Raw genomic sequence first — 16,141 nt, 5'->3', positions numbered from 1 at the left:
CGGGCTTAACTATCACGATCGCTTTACATCACGCCCACACCGCGTGAATCGGCCCCCCTGACGCGTGCCAAGGGGGCCGGGACCGGGCCGCGGGACGGCGGGCCGTTTCGAGGGGTCAGTGCGGGTTGGTGGCGGTGACGTCGCGGGGGGTGATGCGGAAGCCCTGCCAGTGGATCGGCATCGGGTCGGCGTCCTCGTCCCTGGCGACGTGGTGGAAGCCGACGTTGACCCACAGCACGGGGTCGGTCACCCGCTCGCCGTTCGCGTAGCGGTCGACGGACCTCCTGCACCTGGGGGAGACGTTCTCGCTGGCCAGCCGCTCGCAGGCGCGGTACTGCGTCACGTAGACGTCGGCGTGCGTGAACGCCTCGTCGGAGGGGCCCCGGTACTCCGCGCTGTCGGAGTTGTTGATCTCCCAGGAGACCGGGTGCCTGTCGCCGTTCCTCACGCGCGGGTCCACCACCCGCCACCAGCGCATCCGCCCGTTGACCGCCTTCGTCTCCCGCTTCAGCGTGCGCTTGGTCATCGACCGCTTCTTGGTGCCGCTGCCCGAGAAGTCGTACTGCTCGACCACGTCGTGCGCCTTGCCCTGGATGTCGAAGTCCATCCGCCAGAAGACGTTGTGGCTGTGCGACTCCTCGAAGTGCTTGCGGCCCACCCCGATCGGCCAGCCGTGCTTCGGCGCCGTCGTGGTGCCCGCCAGCGAGCCGGTCGCCCCGACCCTCGGGGAGATCGAGCCGTCGTCGCCGAAGACCCATTCGGAGATGTAGGTGTACCAGCCGACCTGATAGGCGGCCAGCACGACGAGCTCCTGCCCCTGGGCGGACTCGCGGGCGTCGGGGTCGCCCCAGCCGTCCTTGAGGTAGGCGTGGCCCCGCGGGCGCGTCGTCACGCACACCTTGCCCTTGGCGCGCTCACCGCCGGGACAGTCGGCCTCCGTCAGCGCCACCACGGCCGAGCCCAGCGAGCCGATGTCGTGGTAGCGCGGCTCGCCGCTGTCGTAGGGCACGTGGATCTGCGCCAGCGCGGCGCTGCGCAGCACGCTGATCGGCCTGTTGCCCTTCGGCGTGTAGGCGACCTTGGTGACGGTCAGGCCCTCGATCGTGCGCATCTCCCAGCACAGCCGCCAGCGCGCGCCGTTGGGGAGCGTCTTGTCGATGAGGTAGGGCGAGCTGCACGCCTGGGCGGCCCGCGCCGGCGCGGGGGGAGCGGCGGGCGCGATGAGCAGCCCCGCGAGCATCAGACGGAGGAACAAACTCACCACTCCAGCGTGTGAACCCTCTTGGCGGACAGGTCGATGACGATGCGGCTGGTGTCGAGGAAGGTGCCGTCGGGCAGCCGCACGAACAGCCGCAGGCAGCGGTGCTGGGCGCACCTGCCCCGCTCGGGGGAGAAGATCAGCCCGCGCAACGCCAGGTCGGAGGGGGAGGCCAGCTCGCGCCCCGCCGCCTTCCTGAACGACTGGCGCACGCCTGCGCCCAGCTTCGGATCGGCCAGCAGCAGCTCGGCGGCGCGCAGCTCCTCCCGCTTGGACGGCGGCGGCTGGACCCCTCTGCCCTTGGTCTCCTCGATCACCTTGCTGCTGCCGAGGTCGACCGTCCTGACGATCAGCGTGTCGGTCGAGTAGTCGTAGATGTAGGCCTCTGCCCTGCGTGCCTGCTCGGCGTCCTTGTCGTCGTCGCGCTCGACGTACAGGAGCTCGGTCTGCCCCGACTTGAGATGGTTCTTGGCGGTGGCGATCTCACCCGCGCGGGCGATCTCCTCGGGCGTCAGCGGGTCTCCCTGAGAGGGAGTCTCCCGCACGCCCTGCGCGGCCTGGGGCGCCTCTCCACTGGTCGCCAGCAGGAGAGTGCCGCTGACGAGCACGGCGCCCAACCCCGCGGCCGCGATCACAAGACGTCGCCGCATGCCGCCCCCTTTACTCTTCGCTCATGTTTGCATGCGAAGAGTAATGCGTTTGCTACGCTGCCCGTGGAGAAACGGCGGACTCAGGGCGGCTCGGGTGGACCTGCGCGGAGGCTCAGCGGAAGGCCGCCAGTGGGATGGGCAGCCAGGTCGGCCTGTTGCGGGCCTCGTAGACCACCTCGTAGACCGCCTTGTCGTACTCCAGCGCCCTCAGCAGCGCCGCGTCGTCGCCGCACACGTCGGCGTAGCCGTCCAGGAACGCCGCGCGGTTGCGGATGGCCCACTCGGCCGCCCTGGGGCGCAGCGCGGCGCCGTCGGGGTGGTCGGCCAGCAGGTGACCGGCCGCGTAGTCGAAGGAGCGCAGCATCCCCGCCACGTCCCTCAGGGGCGAGGCGAGCGCCCTGCGCTCCTCGATCGGCTGTCCTGGCTCGCCCTCGAAGTCGAGGACGATCCAGTCGACGGGCGTGCGCATGACCTGGCCGAGGTGGTAGTCGCCGTGCACGCGCTGCACGCGCACCTTGCCGGTCAGCTCCTCCACCTGGTGGAAGGCGCGCTCGACCAGGTCGGCGTGCTCGGCGAGCGCGGGCACCTCCTCCAGGGCCCTGGCGAGGCGGCGGCGGAAGCCCTCCACCATGCGCTTGACCTCCGACGGGCTCACGACGTCCGTCGGGAAGGCGGCGGCCAGCTCCCTGTGGATCTCGGCGGTGGCGATGCCGAGGCGATGGGCCTCGGCGGCGAAGTCGCCGCCCGCCTCGGCCGCGCTGACCTCGGGCAGCGAGCCGTAGAGGTCGCGGACGCTGGCGAGGGCGAGGTCCCACCCGTCGTTGGAGGTGGTCAGATACTCCTGGGTGAAGGCCAGCGTCGTCGATATGCCGTCGACGTCGGTCTCGATCCACCCGTACGGCTGGGCGATGTGCGCGGCCCCTCGGGCGGCCAGCGCGGTGACCACCTCGAGCTCGGGGTTCACCCCCGGGATGAGCCTGCGGAACAGCTTGCAGATGTAGGCGTCGCCGAACACCAGGGAGGTGTTGGACTGCTCGGCCCCCAGCACCAGGCTGCGCTGCGAGGTGTCGATCTCCACCCCTGGCGCGGTGCGGAACCTGATCGGCCCGTGGTCGCGGCCGGTGGCCATGCCCTCCAGCAGGAGGCTGGTGAGCGAGGAGTCGTGGGCGGCGTCGAAGAGGTGGCCTTCGTCCGACACGCCGATGAGAGCGTGTTTGAGCCTGTCGGGCAGCTCGGGGCTGACGCCGAGCAGGAGCTGGTAGCGGTCGCGGGCGCCCGCCTGCCGTACCGACAGGATCAGGTGGCGCAGTCCGTCGCCGAGAGAGGTGTCGGAGTCGATGGAAAGGCCGTCGAGAGGACGCCCCTTGCCCGCGAACCAGCGTTGGTGGGTGATCCAGCGGGCAAGGAGGTCCTCAAGCACGGCCTACTCCTCCTGTGGCGCGGCGGGTGGAAGGGTGAACCAGTAGAACCCATGCCCCGGGAGCGTCAAAAGATACGGAAGTTCGCCAATCGGTGGAAATGGAACCCCACCCATCGTCTCCACGGGCGATACGCCGACGAACCGCCTCAGGTCCAGCTCCACGGGCTGCGGGAACCGCGAGAGGTTGTTGACGCATAGCATGCGATCATCGCCCAGCTCGCGGACGAATGCCAGCACGCTGGGGTTGGACGAGTTGAGTTCGATGAAGTCGCCCAGCCCGAAGACCGGGTGACGCTTACGAATCTCGATCATCCGCTTGGTCCAGTGAAGCAGAGATCCGGCGTTTTTCTGCTGCGCCTCGACGTTGATCGCCTGATATCCGTAAATCGGATCCATGATGATCGGCAGGTAGAGGCGGCCGGGGTCACAGTCGGAGAACCCGGCGTTGCGGTCGGGGGTCCACTGCATGGGCGTGCGGACGCCGTCGCGGTCGCCCAGCCAGATGTTGTCGCCCATGCCGATCTCGTCGCCGTAGTAGAGCACCGGCGAGCCTGGCAGCGACAGCAGCAGAGCGGTGAACAGTTCGATCTGGTTGCGGTCGTTCTCCAGCAGGGGCGCCAGCCGGCGGCGGATGCCGACGTTGGCGCGCATGCGCGGGTCCTTGGCGTACTCGGAGTACATGTAGTCGCGCTCTTCGTCGGTGACCATCTCGAGCGTCAGCTCGTCGTGGTTCCTCAGGAAGATGCCCCACTGGCAGTTCTCGGGGATCTTGGGCGTCTGGGCCAGGATCTCGGAGATCGGGTAGCGCGACTCCCTGCGCACGGCCATGAAGATGCGCGGCATGAGCGGGAAGTGGAAGGCCATGTGGCACTCGTCGCCGCCGCCCACGCTGTCGCCGAAGTACTCGACCACGTCGCTCGGCCACTGGTTGGCCTCGGCCAGCAGCACCCTGTCGGGGAAGAGGCGGTCGACCTCGGCCCTGACCCGCTTGAGGTAGGCGTGGGTCCTGGGGAGGTTCTCGCAGTTGGTGCCGTCCTCCTCGAACAGGTAGGGGATGGCGTCCATGCGGAACCCGTCGATGCCCAGGTCGAGCCAGAACCTCAGCACCTCGAGCATGGCCTCCTGTACCGCCGGGTTCTCGTAGTTGAGATCGGGCTGGTGGTGGAAGAAGCGGTGCCAGTAGTACTGGCCCCTGACCGGGTCGTAGGTCCAGTTGGAGGTCTCGGTGTCGATGAAGATGATCCTGGCGTCCTTGTACTTCTCGTCGGTGTCCGACCAGACGTAGAAGTCGCCGAAGGGCCCCTCGGGGTCGTGGCGCGAGGCCTGGAACCACGGGTGGGCGTCGCTGGTGTGGTTCATCACCAGGTCGGCGATCACCCGCATGCCGCGCTTGTGCGCCTCGTCGACGAGCTTGACGAAGTCACCGAGGTCGCCGAAGTCCGGAAGGATCTTCATGAAGTCGGCGATGTCGTAGCCGCCGTCACGCAGCGGCGACTCATAGAGCGGCAACAGCCACAGGCAGTCGACGCCGAGCCATTGCAGGTAGTCGAGCCTGCTGATGAGCCCCTTGATGTCGCCGGTGCCGTCGCCGTTTGAGTCGGCGAAGCCCCTGATGAGCACCTCGTAGAAGACCGCCCGCTTGTACCAGTAGGGATCGCGGGGTTTGTCCTCGTCAAAGGTGTTCGGGATGGCAGCGGAGTTCACGATGTCGGACAAAGTTGGACTCCCCGATCGCTGTGTTACCGATGAGCCGCTCGCACGGTGAAGACGTGCGCCGGGTGAATGTGTGGGTCGAGGCGCACGTAGTTGCTCTGCCGCCAGCGGTACGACTCGCCCGACACCTCGTCGTCGACGACGAACTCGGCATTCCAGTCGAGACCGAGGGCCGGCAGGTCGAGATCGACTGTCGCCTCATGAGTATTGTGCGGGTCCAAGTTGACGACCGCCAGGACCACGTCGCCGAGGCCGTGCCGTCGTGTGGCCGTGTCGTAGGCGCCAGGGAGCCGCTTGGAGAAGCAGACCAGGTCCGGGTGGTCGACCCTGTGGAACTTCAGGTTACGCAATTCCTGGAGGGCCGGGTGAGCTCTTCGGAACAAATTGAGGTGGGTGATGAAGGGGGCGAGAGTCCGCCCTTCCCTCTCGGCGGCCACCCAGTCCCTCGGCCGGTACTGGTACTTCTCGCTGTCGAGGTACTCCTCGCTGCCAGGGCGTACCGCGACGTGCTCGGCGAGTTCGTAGCCCGAGTAGACGCCCCAGGTGGGGGAGGTGAGCGCGGCCAGGACCGCGCGGATCTTGAAGGCGGGGACCCCGCCGTGCTGAAGATATTCGTGCAGGATGTCGGGCGTGTTGACGAAGAGGTTCGGCCTCAGAAAGTGCGACGTCTCATGAGATAGCTCCGAAAAGTACGTTTCAACGTCATATTTGGAGTTCTTCCATGTGAAGTACGTATATGACTGGTGATAACCGATCTTCGCCAGGGTCTGCAGCATCGGAGGCCTGGTGAACGCCTCGGCCAGGAAGATCACATCCGGGTCCGTGGCGCGGATGTCGGCCAGCAGGCGCTCCCAGAAGCCGACCGGCTTGGTGTGCGGGTTGTCCACCCTGAAAATCCGCACACCGTGGTCCATCCAGTGCCTGACGACCCGTTTGACCTCGGCGTAGATGCCCTCGGGATCCTTGTCGAAGTTGAGCGGGTAGATGTCCTGGTACTTCTTCGGCGGGTTCTCCGCGTAGGCGATGCTCCCGTCGGCGCGGATCGTGAACCACTCGGGGTGCTCCGTGACCCACGGGTGGTCGGGAGAGCACTGCAGCGCGAAGTCGAGCGCCACCTCCATGCCCAGCTCCCTGGTCCTGCCCACGAAGTCGTCGAAGTCGTCGATCGTGCCGAGGTCGGGGTGGACGGCGTCGTGCCCGCCGTCCTCGGAGCCGATCGCCCAGGGCGAGCCCGGGTCGTCGGGGCCGGGCGTGAGCGTGTTGTTACGGCCCTTGCGGAAGGTCGTGCCGATCGGGTGGATCGGCGGCAGGTAGACCACGTCGAAGCCCATGCGGGCGATGGCGGGCAGCCGCTTGGCGGCGGTCTGGAAGTTGCCCGACTTCGACACGCCCTCGCCGTCGACGATCGCGCCCTCGGACCTGGGGAAGAACTCGTACCACGAGCCGAACAGGGCCCTGCGGCGCTCCACCCTGACCTTCTGCTGCTTGCTCCTGGTCAGCAGGTCGCGTAGCGGATGCGCCTCCAGCAGCGCCGTGGTCTCGGGCAGCTGGGCGATCGACAGCCTGGCACGGGGGTCGAGGGCGTCGTCGCGCAGCGTGGAGGCCACTGCCAGCAGCGCCGCCCTGTGCCCGCACGTCTCCGACGGCTTGAGCTCGGTGCCGGCCTTGAGCGCGCCCGGTTTGACCGTGTCGGTCATGAGCTGGCCGTTCTTCTGCTGACCTGTCTTGAGCGTGCCGTTGCCGTTGCGCGTCGTGCCGTTACCCGCGTGGGGGGCGGGGCAGTCGGTCGCCCTGACGGCGCGGGCGGCCCGCTCGAAGAGCCTGGCGCCCTCCTCGCACATCAGTTCCACGTCCATGCCGCGCGGGATCTTGATCTCCGCGTCGTGCAGCCACGTCCCGATCGGGTCGCCCCAGGCCTCGATCCTGAACTGCCAGTCGCCCTCGTCGGGCAGGCACACGGACACCGCCCAGCGGTCGGTGCCCTTGCCCTGTTCTCGCATGTGTTTCAGGTGGCCGCGCCGCCCGTCGGGAGCGGTGAGCACGACACCGGCGGCGACCGCGTCGTGCCCTTCTCTGAACACGGTCGCCGCGATCTCGAAGGTCTCTCCGGCGACCGCCTTGGCGGGCCACTGCCCACCGTCAACGACGGGGTAGATGTCCGTGATGGGAATTCGACCGATCATCGCGTCCTGTTCTCATGTGTCGAGCGGGCGTCTGTGGCAATGACGATCCTCGCACCTTCACGCGTGCAGCAGCTGGCACCGTCCCGCGACGGTGCGTCAAAGCTCAATGTGGGGAGTGCCCTAATAGTCCCTCTTGATGCCTCTACATGGAAGGGTTGTGAAACGGAAGTGATCCACTCCCGCCTGAACACCGCTCCTCAGCCCCTAGGGTCGAATTCGTGAGAGCTATCCGCAGGTTTACCGTCCGCACCGTCCTGCCCACGGAGCTGGCCGCCCTCGGCGAGCTTGTGCACAACCTCCGATGGTCCTGGCATCCAGAGACCACGGACCTGTTCGCCGAGGTCGATCCGGCCGTCTGGGAGCGAGTCGGGCACGATCCCGTCGCGCTGCTGGGCGCCGTCGACCCCGCCAGGTTGCGCGAGCTGGCCACCGACCGCCGCTTCCTGCGCCGTCTCGCCGACGCCGCCGACGATCTGCGCGAGTACATGACCGCGCCCCGCTGGTATCAGACGTTGCCCGAGGCCGCGGGCGCGATCGCCTACTTCTCGCCCGAGTACGGCATCGCCGCGGCGCTGCCGCAGTACTCCGGCGGCCTCGGCATCCTGGCGGGTGACCACCTCAAGGCGGCCAGCGATCTCGGCGTGCCGATCCTGGCGGTCGGACTGCTCTATCGCCACGGCTACTTCACTCAGTCGCTGTCGCCAGAGGGCTGGCAGCTGGAGCACTACCCCAGCCTCGACCCCGGCGGCCTTCCGCTGAGCCTGCTGAAGGACGAGGAGGGCACGCCCGTACACATCAGGATCGGCCTGCCGAACCAGCGCGCCCTGCACGCGCAGGTGTGGGTGGCGCAGGTCGGCAGGGTGCCGCTGCTGCTGCTCGACTCCGACGTGGCCGACAACGACAACGCCGCCCGCGACGTCACCGACCGCCTGTACGGCGGGGGCACCGACCACAGGCTCATGCAGGAGCTGCTGCTCGGCGTCGGCGGCGTGCGGGCCATCCGCGCCTACTGCCGGATCACGGGACACGCCGAGCCCGAGGTCTTCCACACCAACGAGGGCCACGCGGGCTTCCTCGGCCTGGAGCGCATCCGCGAGCTCACCGAGGCGCGGCTCTCCTTCGACGAGGCGATCGAGGCGGTTCGCGCCGGCACCGTCTTCACCACCCACACGCCGGTCCCCGCGGGCATCGACCGCTTCCCCTCGGACATGATCGAGCGCCAGTTCGGCGGCGACAACGCGTGGCCGACCGTCCCTGTCGAGCGCGTCCTCGCGCTGGGCGCCGAGCAGGAGCCAGGGCGCTTCAACATGGCCATCATGGGCATGCGCCTGGCCCAGCGCGTCAACGGCGTCTCCGAGCTGCACGGCGAGGTCAGCAGGGGGATGTTCCAGGAGCTGTGGCCCGGCTTCGACCTGCACGAGGTGCCGATCGGCTCGATCACCAACGGCGTCCACGCGCCCACCTGGGTGGGCCGCGAGATCATGGAGCTGGCCGGTCGCGAGCTGCCCGAGCTCATCGAGAAGGGGCAGGGCTGGGAGGGCGTCCAGAAGATCTCCGACCCCGAGATCTGGGGCATCCGCGGCAGGCTGCGCGAGCGCCTGGTCGAGGCGGCGAGAGTACGGCTGCGCCGCTCGTGGCGCGACCGCGGCGCCTCCGACGCCGAGCTCACCTGGGTCGACGACGCCCTCGACCCCGACGTGCTGACGATCGGCTTCGCCCGCAGGGTGCCGTCCTACAAGCGGCTCACCCTGATGCTGCGCGACCCCGTGCGGCTGCGCGAGCTGCTGCTGTCTCCCGACAAGCCGGTGCAGATCCTCATCGCGGGCAAGGCCCACCCGGCCGACGAGGGCGGCAAGAAGCTCATCCAGCAGATCGTCAGGTTCGCCGACTCCGAGGACGTGCGGCACCGCATCGTCTTCCTGCCCGACTACGACATGGCCCTCGGCCAGCTGCTCGTCCAGGGCTGCGACGTCTGGCTGAACAACCCGCTGCGTCCCCTCGAGGCGTCGGGCACCTCGGGCATGAAGTCGGCGCTGAACGGCGGGCTCAACCTGTCGATCCGCGACGGCTGGTGGGACGAGTGGTACGACGGCACCAACGGCTGGGCCATCCCCACCGCCGACGGTGTCGCCGACGCCGACAGGCGCGACGAGCTCGAGGCGGCCGCGCTCTACGACCTCATCGAGCACGAGGTCTCCGACCGCTTCTACGACAGGGCGCCCGACGGGCTGCCCAGGCGGTGGCTGGAGATGGTGCGCCACACGCTGACCTCCCTCGGGCCCAAGGTGCTGGCCGGCCGGATGCTGCGCGACTACGTCGTGGGTCTCTACCTGCCCGCCGCGGCCTCGGCGAGGGCCCTGTCGACCGACTCCTACGCCCCGGCCAAGGCGTTCGCCGCCTGGCGGGTGCGCGTCACCAAGGCGTGGCCGGGCGTGCGCGTGGAGCACGTGGAGGCGTCGGGCGTCGGCGACACGCCGGAGGTGGGCGCGGCGCTCGACCTGCGCGCGACTATCGCCCTGGGCGAGCTGGAGCCCCACGACCTGCTGGTCCAGGCCGCCTACGGCAAGGTCGGCCCGCACGACGAGCTGCTGAGCCCCCGCTACCTGGCCATGACGCTCGAAGGGACGACCGACGACGGCAAGGCCCACTACGTGGGCAAGGTGCCGCTCGACAGTACGGGGGCGTTCGGCTACACGGTGCGGGTGGTGCCCAACCACCCGCTCATGGCCGCTCCCGCCGAGCTCGGCCTGCTCGCCCTCCCGGAGGAGCCCGTGGGAATGACCAACGGCACCCTCCGCTGACCACGCGGGCCCCGGAGCGCCGTCTCCGGGGCCCGTCCCGTGGCCTCCGGCCGCGCGACCCGTGGTCGACCTCGGGACGCCGAAGAGATGCCGGTTTGCGGTCATGACGCCCTGGAGCAGTCCTTCCTCCCGTCCAGGCCCCATAATCGGTATGTGGAAGACACCATGAACGGTCTGAGGGCAGACACACTCGTGGCCACCGTCCGCGGTGTCCTTCCTTCGCTCACCCCCGCCGCGCAGACCGTCGCCCGTCTGATACTCGAGGACCCCGCGACCGTCGCCCGCAGCACCATCACCGAGCTCTCGGCCGCCTCGGGCACCAGCGAGGCGACGATCGTCCGCACCGCCCGCCTGCTCGGCTTCGCCGGATACCCACAGCTCAGGCTGGCTCTCGCGGCCGCGGCCGCGCAGCCCGACCGGCTGGTGCCCGGCGACCTGGCCCCCGACGACCCGCTGTCGGAGGTCATCCTCAAAGTCTCGCGAGCCGAGTCCGAGGCGATCAACGACACCGTCGCCCAGCTCACCTCCGAGCGGCTCGGCCTGGTCGTGGACGCCATCGTGGGCGCCCGCAGGATCGACTCCTACGGCGTGGGCGCCTCGGGGCTGGTGGCCGAGGACGTGGCGCAGAAGCTCATGCGCATCGGCCTGTCGAGCCACGCCTTCCAGGACGCGCACCTGGCGCTCACCAGCGCGGTGCTGCTCAAGGCGGGCGACGTGGCGATCGGCATCAGCACCTCGGGCGAGACGCCCGACGTCCTCGAGCCGCTGCGCCTGGCGGGGGAGGCGGGTGCCACCACGGTCGCCATCACCAACAATCCGCGCTCCTCCCTCGCCGCGATGGCCGAGCACGTGCTGATCTCCGCGGGCAGGGAGACCGAGTTCCGCCCCGGCGCGCTGGCCAGCCGCATCAGCCAGCTGCTCGTCGTCGACTGCGTCTTCGTGGGCGTGGCCCAGCGCACCTTCGACTCCTCGCAGGAGGCGCTGCAGAGCACCAGGCGCGCCGTCGCCGAGTTCACCCGCAAACGCTGAGGGACCCCGCCCTGTGAGGGCGAGGTCCCGTCGAACAGCGCCTACTGGAAGGTCACCCGCACGTCGTCGGCCTTGACGAACATCACCCGGTGACCGAACTGGATCTGCCAGTACTTCGTCTTGCCGCGCACGACGGTGTGCGGGGCGGGGTCGAAGGTCACCGCCCTGTAGTACTCGGCCGCCGCGGGCCCTGCCAGCGTGTACTTCTCCCCTTCGGAGAAGGTGTACTGCAGCGGCGTCACGGCCTGGTACGGGATGCCCGCGGGGTAGGCCTCCTGCTCCGGGTAGGCCCTGCCGTACACGGGGACGGTCTTGAGCCCTGGACGGGGGGTCACGACGAGCCCCATGGACGGCACCGCGGTCGGGTTGGCGGCGGGGTTGTGGAACCACGCCTTCTGACCGAGGTACCAGATCGCGGTCCAGTCGCCGTCGCGGTCGGCCACGGCGTAGCGCTGCCCGGTGGTGGCGCGGGCGCTGTGGTCGTAGACGCTGTAGAGCGAGTCGCCCGTGGGGTGCTTGCCGATGTCCTTGACCAGCGGAGCGTCGGGGCGCGGCTCGGTGCGCAGCCACACCGTGGAGGCGGGCAGCGGCGGGCACGCGGCCGAGGGGTTCTTGCGGTCACAGCCGTAGAAGTACGGCTTGTTCGTCTCAAAATCCGGCTTGATCATGATGGAGCCCGACCTCGGGCCGCCGAACTGGTGCAGCGGAGCGCCCATGAGTTCGAAGTAGTGCGCCCAGTCCCAGAAGGGGCCGGGGTCCTCGTGCATGCCCCTGACCGTGGTCGGCAGCGTGCCTGGCACGTTGTCGTGGCCGATGATGTGGGCGCGGTCGAGCGGCACGCCGTGGCGCATGGCCAGGTAGCGCACGAGCTTGGCCGACGTGCGGTACATCGCCTCGGTGTACCAGGTGCTGCCCTCGGCCAGGAAGCCCTCGTGCTCGATGCCGATGGACTTGGCGTTGATGTACCAGTTGCCGGCCTGCCAGCCGACGTCCTTGGTCTTGATCTGCTGGGCGATGTGCCCGTCGCTGGACCTGACCGAGTAGTGCCAGCTACCGGGCCACCTCGGGTCCTGGTTCAGCCGCACGGAGGGCGCCCAGTAGCCCTCCATGTCGTGGATGACGATGTAGTCGATCTTCTGGTTGTTCGGCCTGTCGGACAGGTCGTAGTGGCCGTAGTTGTTGTTCGGCAGCTGCGCGTATCCCGCGGGGATCCACTCGCAGGAGATCGAGCGCGGGCACTCCACGCCGTCGCGGCGCGGCAGCGAGAGCCCGAGCTTCTCCAGCCACGACTCGATCTTGCCGAGGTCGGGCACCGGCTTCAGGGTGACCCGCTGCCCGTCGTCGGTGGTGCGCGTCATCCCCGAGGCGATCACCGAGAAGACCTCGTCGGCGAAGAACTTGGCCGCCTCGTACTCGGTGGCACCGGAGTAGCGCGCGACCGCGCCGTACCACTGGCCGGGATCGTCGCTGAGCGGCGCGCCGAGCTGCTTCTGGTAGTCGGCCAGCAGCGCCGCGCCGCCGCGGATGTTGGCCGCGGGGTCGGTCTTCAGCGTCTCGTGCGACTCGCCCGTCAGCGCCGCGGCCTTCTCCATCGTCCTGAGCGAGACGGGGATCTCCTCCGGCGTCTCCGGCGCCTCGGACGGCAGGGCCAGCGGGCGCGTCTCGTCGCCCCGCGGGTCCTCCTCGCCCTCGGCGTGGTGGTTGGAGCCGGTGAAGGCGGCCGCGTCGGTCAGGTGCATCGGCCCGAATCCCGCGTCGTTGCTGGGCTGGCCCGCGTGGGAGTCCCACCTCGACCCCAGGTAGGAGACGCCCAGCAGGACGCTCTCCGGCACCTGGTAGGTCTCGGCCGCCTTCGCGAACGCCTGCTGCCTGTCCTCGGGCGCGGCCTCGGCGTGCGCGATCGCGGTGGGTATCAGCAGCGGTAAGAAGCAGGCGACCGCCAACGCTCTGCGCATGGGTGACTCCTTGACTGGGGGGTCGTTCAGGAGTCAGCGTCTCAACATTTTCCTTCCTCTAGAAGAGGATTGAGAAGGATTTTTTCAGGACTTCATCGGGGAGGCCCCCGCCTCCCCGGAGTCCGGTCAGCCGTTGGCGGCCTCTTCAAGCTCCTTGACGTTGATCTTCGACATCTTGAGCATCGCCTGCATGGCGCGCTCGGCCCTGGCCGGGTCGGGGTCGCTGAGCAGCTTCGGCAGCGCCTTGGGGATGATCTGCCAGGACAGTCCGTACTTGTCCTTGAGCCAGCCGCACTGGCTCTCCTCGCCGCCCTCGACGAGCTTGGCCCACAGCTCGTCGACCTCCTCCTGGGTGTCGCAGTCGACGTAGAGCGAGATCGCCTCGGTGAAGGTGAACTGCGGCCCGCCGTTGAGCGCGATGAAGCGCTGCCCCTCGATCTCGAACGTCACGATCATGGGAGTGACCTCGACGACGCGCGAGTTCGGGAAGATGGAGACGTAGTGGTTGGCCGCCTCCTCCGCCTGGTTGTCGAACCAGAGGTACGTGGTGATCTTCTGCATGATGTGCTCCTCTCTCTGCTCGCTATAGTCGCAATCCCGCTGGACCGCCAGTAGTGCCTCGTTCACCAACACCGTGTGAAGGATTCACAGTGATCCGAGTTCTGATCGCGGAGGATGTGCGCATCCTGCGCGAGACGCTGGCCGCCGTGCTCGAGCTGGAGGACGATCTCGAGGTCGTGGCCGCCGTGGAGCGCGGCGACCAGATCGTGCCCGCCGCGCTGGAGTCGCGTCCCGACGCGGCTGTCCTGGACATCGAACTGCCAGGGCTGGACGGCCTCAGCGCCGCCGCGCTGCTGACCGAGCGCCTGCCCGAGTGCCGCGTCGTGGTGCTCACCGGCTTCGCCAGGCCCGGCTACCTGCGGCGCGCCATGGCCTCGGGGGTGAGCGGCTTCCTGCTCAAGCACTCACCGCCCGGCGATCTCGTCGAGGCCATCAGGAAGGTGGTCGCGGGAGAGCAGGTCGTCGATCCGCAGCTGGCCATGGCCGCCCTCCGCAAGGCCGACAACCCGCTGGCCGCCCGCGAGGTCGACGTGCTCAGGATGGCCGCCACGGGCGCCGAGGCCGACGAGATCGCGGTACGGCTCTCGCTCAGCAGGGGCACCGTCCGCAACTACCTGTCGTCAGCGGTCATGAAGCTCAACGCGAGGAACAGGGTCGACGCGATCCGCATCGCCGCCGACGAGGGCTGGCTCTAGCGGAGCCGTCGCGGTGAGGGTGTGGGTCTCACCCGTGCGTTCGGCGCTCAGCCGCCCGCCCAGGGCGTCCAGGCGGTGGGTGAGGTTGCCGACGCCCGAGCCCTGCCGGTGATCGGGTGAGGCGGCGGTCACGCCGTCGTTGGTCAGGCTGAGCCGTACCTGCCTGTCGTCGGCCACGATCTCCAGCGAGCAGTGGCGGGCCGCGCTGTGCCTGAGCACGTTGGTCACGCCCTCGCGCAGCACCGCCGCCAGCGCCTCGTCCACGCCGGCGGGCAGCGCCGCCGCGGTGCGGGACCAGCTCACCTCGACGCCCATCGCCTCCAGCACCGCGCGGGCCGACTCGACCTCGGCGGCCAGCGAGATCTCCGTGCGGCCCGAGGCCACCGAGTCGATGTCGGCGAGCACCTGGCGGGCCGCCTCCAGGCCGTCGCCGAGCTGCCGCGCGGCAGCGTCGGGATCGCGCTCCAGCAGGCGGAAGGCCAGCTCGGCCTTGAGCACCACCACCGACAGGCCGTAGCCCAGCAGGTCGTGCAGGTCGCGGGCGAAGCGCAGCCGCTCACGCGCCACCTGGACCCTGGCCAGCTCCGCCCGCGCCTCCCGCAGCTCGACCGTCAGCCTGGCCATGCGCCACAGGGCGTAGACGATGATCGCCCGCTCGATCACGTACACCACCCCGTAGACGGCGTCCAGGACGTTGCCCGCCAGGCCGGTCTGGGTCAGGTGGAAGACGACGTCGACCGTCAGCACCGCGCCCGCGGCGGCCCACCGGACCGGCCCGCGCAGCAGCACGACGACGGCGCCTGGCAGCAGCGTGGCGACGTACCAGAGCTTCGCGCCGAGCAGCGCCGTCGGCGCGTAGGTGAGCAGCACCAGCCCCGCGAGCGTCCAGCCCTCGTGCCGTCCGCCCGGCAGGCACGCTCGCAGGTAGAGCGCGACGAAGCCGAGCAGCGCCACGACGAAGACCAGCAGGGGGAGGCCGGACAGGCCGATCTGGAACAGGTGGCGGACCTCGTGCGGCACGATCATCAGCAGCAGCGTCGTGACGACGAGGACGTTCACGACCCTCGTGGTCAGGTCTCCCGCCACCACCGGCCTGGCGGTGACCCCGTCGCGGTGGGCGTGCGAGACCGACCGCACCTCGGTGAGGGCCGTGCGCGCCGTCGCGAGGCTCGCCTCGAGCTCGTCCCGCGACAGGCCAGGACGCTGGAGCACCAGGGCCACCTGCTTCAGGCTCGAACCCACCCGCTCGTTGAGCTGCTCGGCGAAGGCCAGCCGCTCACGGGCCACCTCGGCCGCCGCCAGGCTCGCCTGGGTGCTGCGCAGGTCGGCGATGAGGTCGGCCAGCCGCACCACGCCGTACAGGGCGATCCCGACGAAGGCGGCCTGCCCCACCACGAGGTAGAGCGCCTCGCTCACCGTGGGCCGCACGGTGAGCCCTGACAGGAACTGGGCGAGCAGCACCAGCGAGAACGCGCCCCACCTCGGCCCCGGCCTCCTGATCAGCAACAGGACGGCGGCGGCCAGGAAACCGGTGTTGCCGTACCAGGTGCTCGCGAACCACACCAGGCCCGCCCCTGTCAGGACCGCCTGGACGGCGAGCGTCCACCGCCAGCCTCGCGGCCTGCGCCCATCGGCCCGCCGTACGCAGTTGCGCAGGTGCAGCCCCAGCAGGACGGCCAGCAGGGCGAAGGCCACCGCCTTGGCGGCAGGAGGGTCTTCGGAGTAGAGGACGCCGATGAAGCCGCCGAAGGAGAAGCCCGCGCTGGCCACCACGGCGACCAGTTGGGCGAGCCTTAACGCTTGAGCGTCCATCGTGTCCGCCTTCCGTGTGCCCACATTCTCGCCGTTTCGGACAGCGGCTCTCGCCCTGTTCGCG

The 16,141-nt window shown here is 69.3% G+C and carries 11 protein-coding genes; 3 read left to right on the top strand and 8 right to left on the bottom strand.

Annotated features, from left to right (window positions below; translation table 11 throughout):
* Positions 1-115: 115 nt before the first annotated feature.
* The 5 genes from ABFX50_RS18305 to ABFX50_RS18285 all read right to left on the bottom strand — a co-directional run bounded on the left by ABFX50_RS18305 (position 116) and on the right by ABFX50_RS18285 (position 7,224).
* Positions 116-1,261: a copper amine oxidase gene (locus tag ABFX50_RS18305; protein ID WP_346147851.1), complete on the bottom strand. Its 1,146-nt coding sequence runs from the start codon at positions 1,259-1,261 to the stop codon at positions 116-118.
* Positions 1,258-1,908, bottom strand: coding sequence for a hypothetical protein (locus ABFX50_RS18300; protein WP_346147849.1), 651 nt, complete (start codon positions 1,906-1,908; stop codon positions 1,258-1,260). The genes ABFX50_RS18305 and ABFX50_RS18300 overlap by 4 nt, the downstream gene beginning before the upstream one ends.
* Positions 1,909-2,020: 112 nt before the next feature.
* Positions 2,021-3,328 (bottom strand): maltokinase N-terminal cap-like domain-containing protein, encoded by a 1,308-nt coding sequence (locus ABFX50_RS18295; protein WP_346147847.1) that lies wholly within the window; start codon positions 3,326-3,328, stop codon positions 2,021-2,023.
* Positions 3,329-3,331: 3 nt separating this feature from the next.
* A complete protein-coding gene (gene treS, locus ABFX50_RS18290; RefSeq protein WP_221241351.1) occupies positions 3,332-5,044 on the bottom strand; it encodes a maltose alpha-D-glucosyltransferase in 1,713 nt (570 codons plus the stop codon).
* Positions 5,045-5,067: 23 nt separating this feature from the next.
* Positions 5,068-7,224 carry an alpha-1,4-glucan--maltose-1-phosphate maltosyltransferase gene (locus tag ABFX50_RS18285; protein ID WP_346147845.1) on the bottom strand — a complete coding sequence of 719 codons (2,157 nt, stop codon included), beginning with the start codon at positions 7,222-7,224 and terminating at the stop codon, positions 5,068-5,070.
* Positions 7,225-7,442: 218 nt separating this feature from the next.
* Between ABFX50_RS18285 and glgP the strand changes: the two genes are divergently transcribed.
* Positions 7,443-10,025 (top strand): alpha-glucan family phosphorylase, encoded by a 2,583-nt coding sequence (gene glgP, locus ABFX50_RS18280; protein WP_346147843.1) that lies wholly within the window; start codon positions 7,443-7,445, stop codon positions 10,023-10,025.
* 153 nt (positions 10,026-10,178) lie between these two features.
* Positions 10,179-11,054 carry a MurR/RpiR family transcriptional regulator gene (locus tag ABFX50_RS18275; protein WP_312895831.1) on the top strand — a complete coding sequence of 292 codons (876 nt, stop codon included), beginning with the start codon at positions 10,179-10,181 and terminating at the stop codon, positions 11,052-11,054.
* A 41-nt stretch (positions 11,055-11,095) separates the two neighbouring features.
* On the opposite strand, the gene ABFX50_RS18270 is transcribed toward ABFX50_RS18275, so the two are convergent.
* Both ABFX50_RS18270 and ABFX50_RS18265 read right to left on the bottom strand, forming a co-directional pair.
* Positions 11,096-13,009 carry an N-acetylmuramoyl-L-alanine amidase gene (locus tag ABFX50_RS18270; RefSeq protein ID WP_346147840.1) on the bottom strand — a complete coding sequence of 638 codons (1,914 nt, stop codon included), beginning with the start codon at positions 13,007-13,009 and terminating at the stop codon, positions 11,096-11,098.
* Positions 13,010-13,135: 126 nt separating this feature from the next.
* The gene (locus tag ABFX50_RS18265) at positions 13,136-13,570 is read right to left on the bottom strand and encodes a VOC family protein (protein ID WP_346147838.1); all 435 of its coding nucleotides are present in this window, start codon (positions 13,568-13,570) and stop codon (positions 13,136-13,138) included.
* An 89-nt stretch (positions 13,571-13,659) separates the two neighbouring features.
* Here ABFX50_RS18265 and ABFX50_RS18260 point away from each other — a divergent pair, with 89 nt between their 5' ends.
* Positions 13,660-14,265 carry a response regulator transcription factor gene (locus ABFX50_RS18260; protein ID WP_183656132.1) on the top strand — a complete coding sequence of 202 codons (606 nt, stop codon included), beginning with the start codon at positions 13,660-13,662 and terminating at the stop codon, positions 14,263-14,265.
* Here ABFX50_RS18260 and ABFX50_RS18255 read toward each other — a convergent pair.
* Positions 14,191-16,077 (bottom strand): sensor histidine kinase, encoded by a 1,887-nt coding sequence (locus ABFX50_RS18255; RefSeq protein WP_346147836.1) that lies wholly within the window; start codon positions 16,075-16,077, stop codon positions 14,191-14,193. The genes ABFX50_RS18260 and ABFX50_RS18255 overlap by 75 nt on opposite strands.
* Between the last annotated feature and the right edge of the window lie 64 nt (positions 16,078-16,141).

It is taken from the genome of Nonomuraea recticatena, from assembly GCF_039533245.1.
Classification (GTDB): Bacteria; Actinomycetota; Actinomycetes; order Streptosporangiales; family Streptosporangiaceae; genus Nonomuraea; species Nonomuraea roseola.
This window is presented reverse-complemented; position numbering and strand designations above follow the sequence as displayed.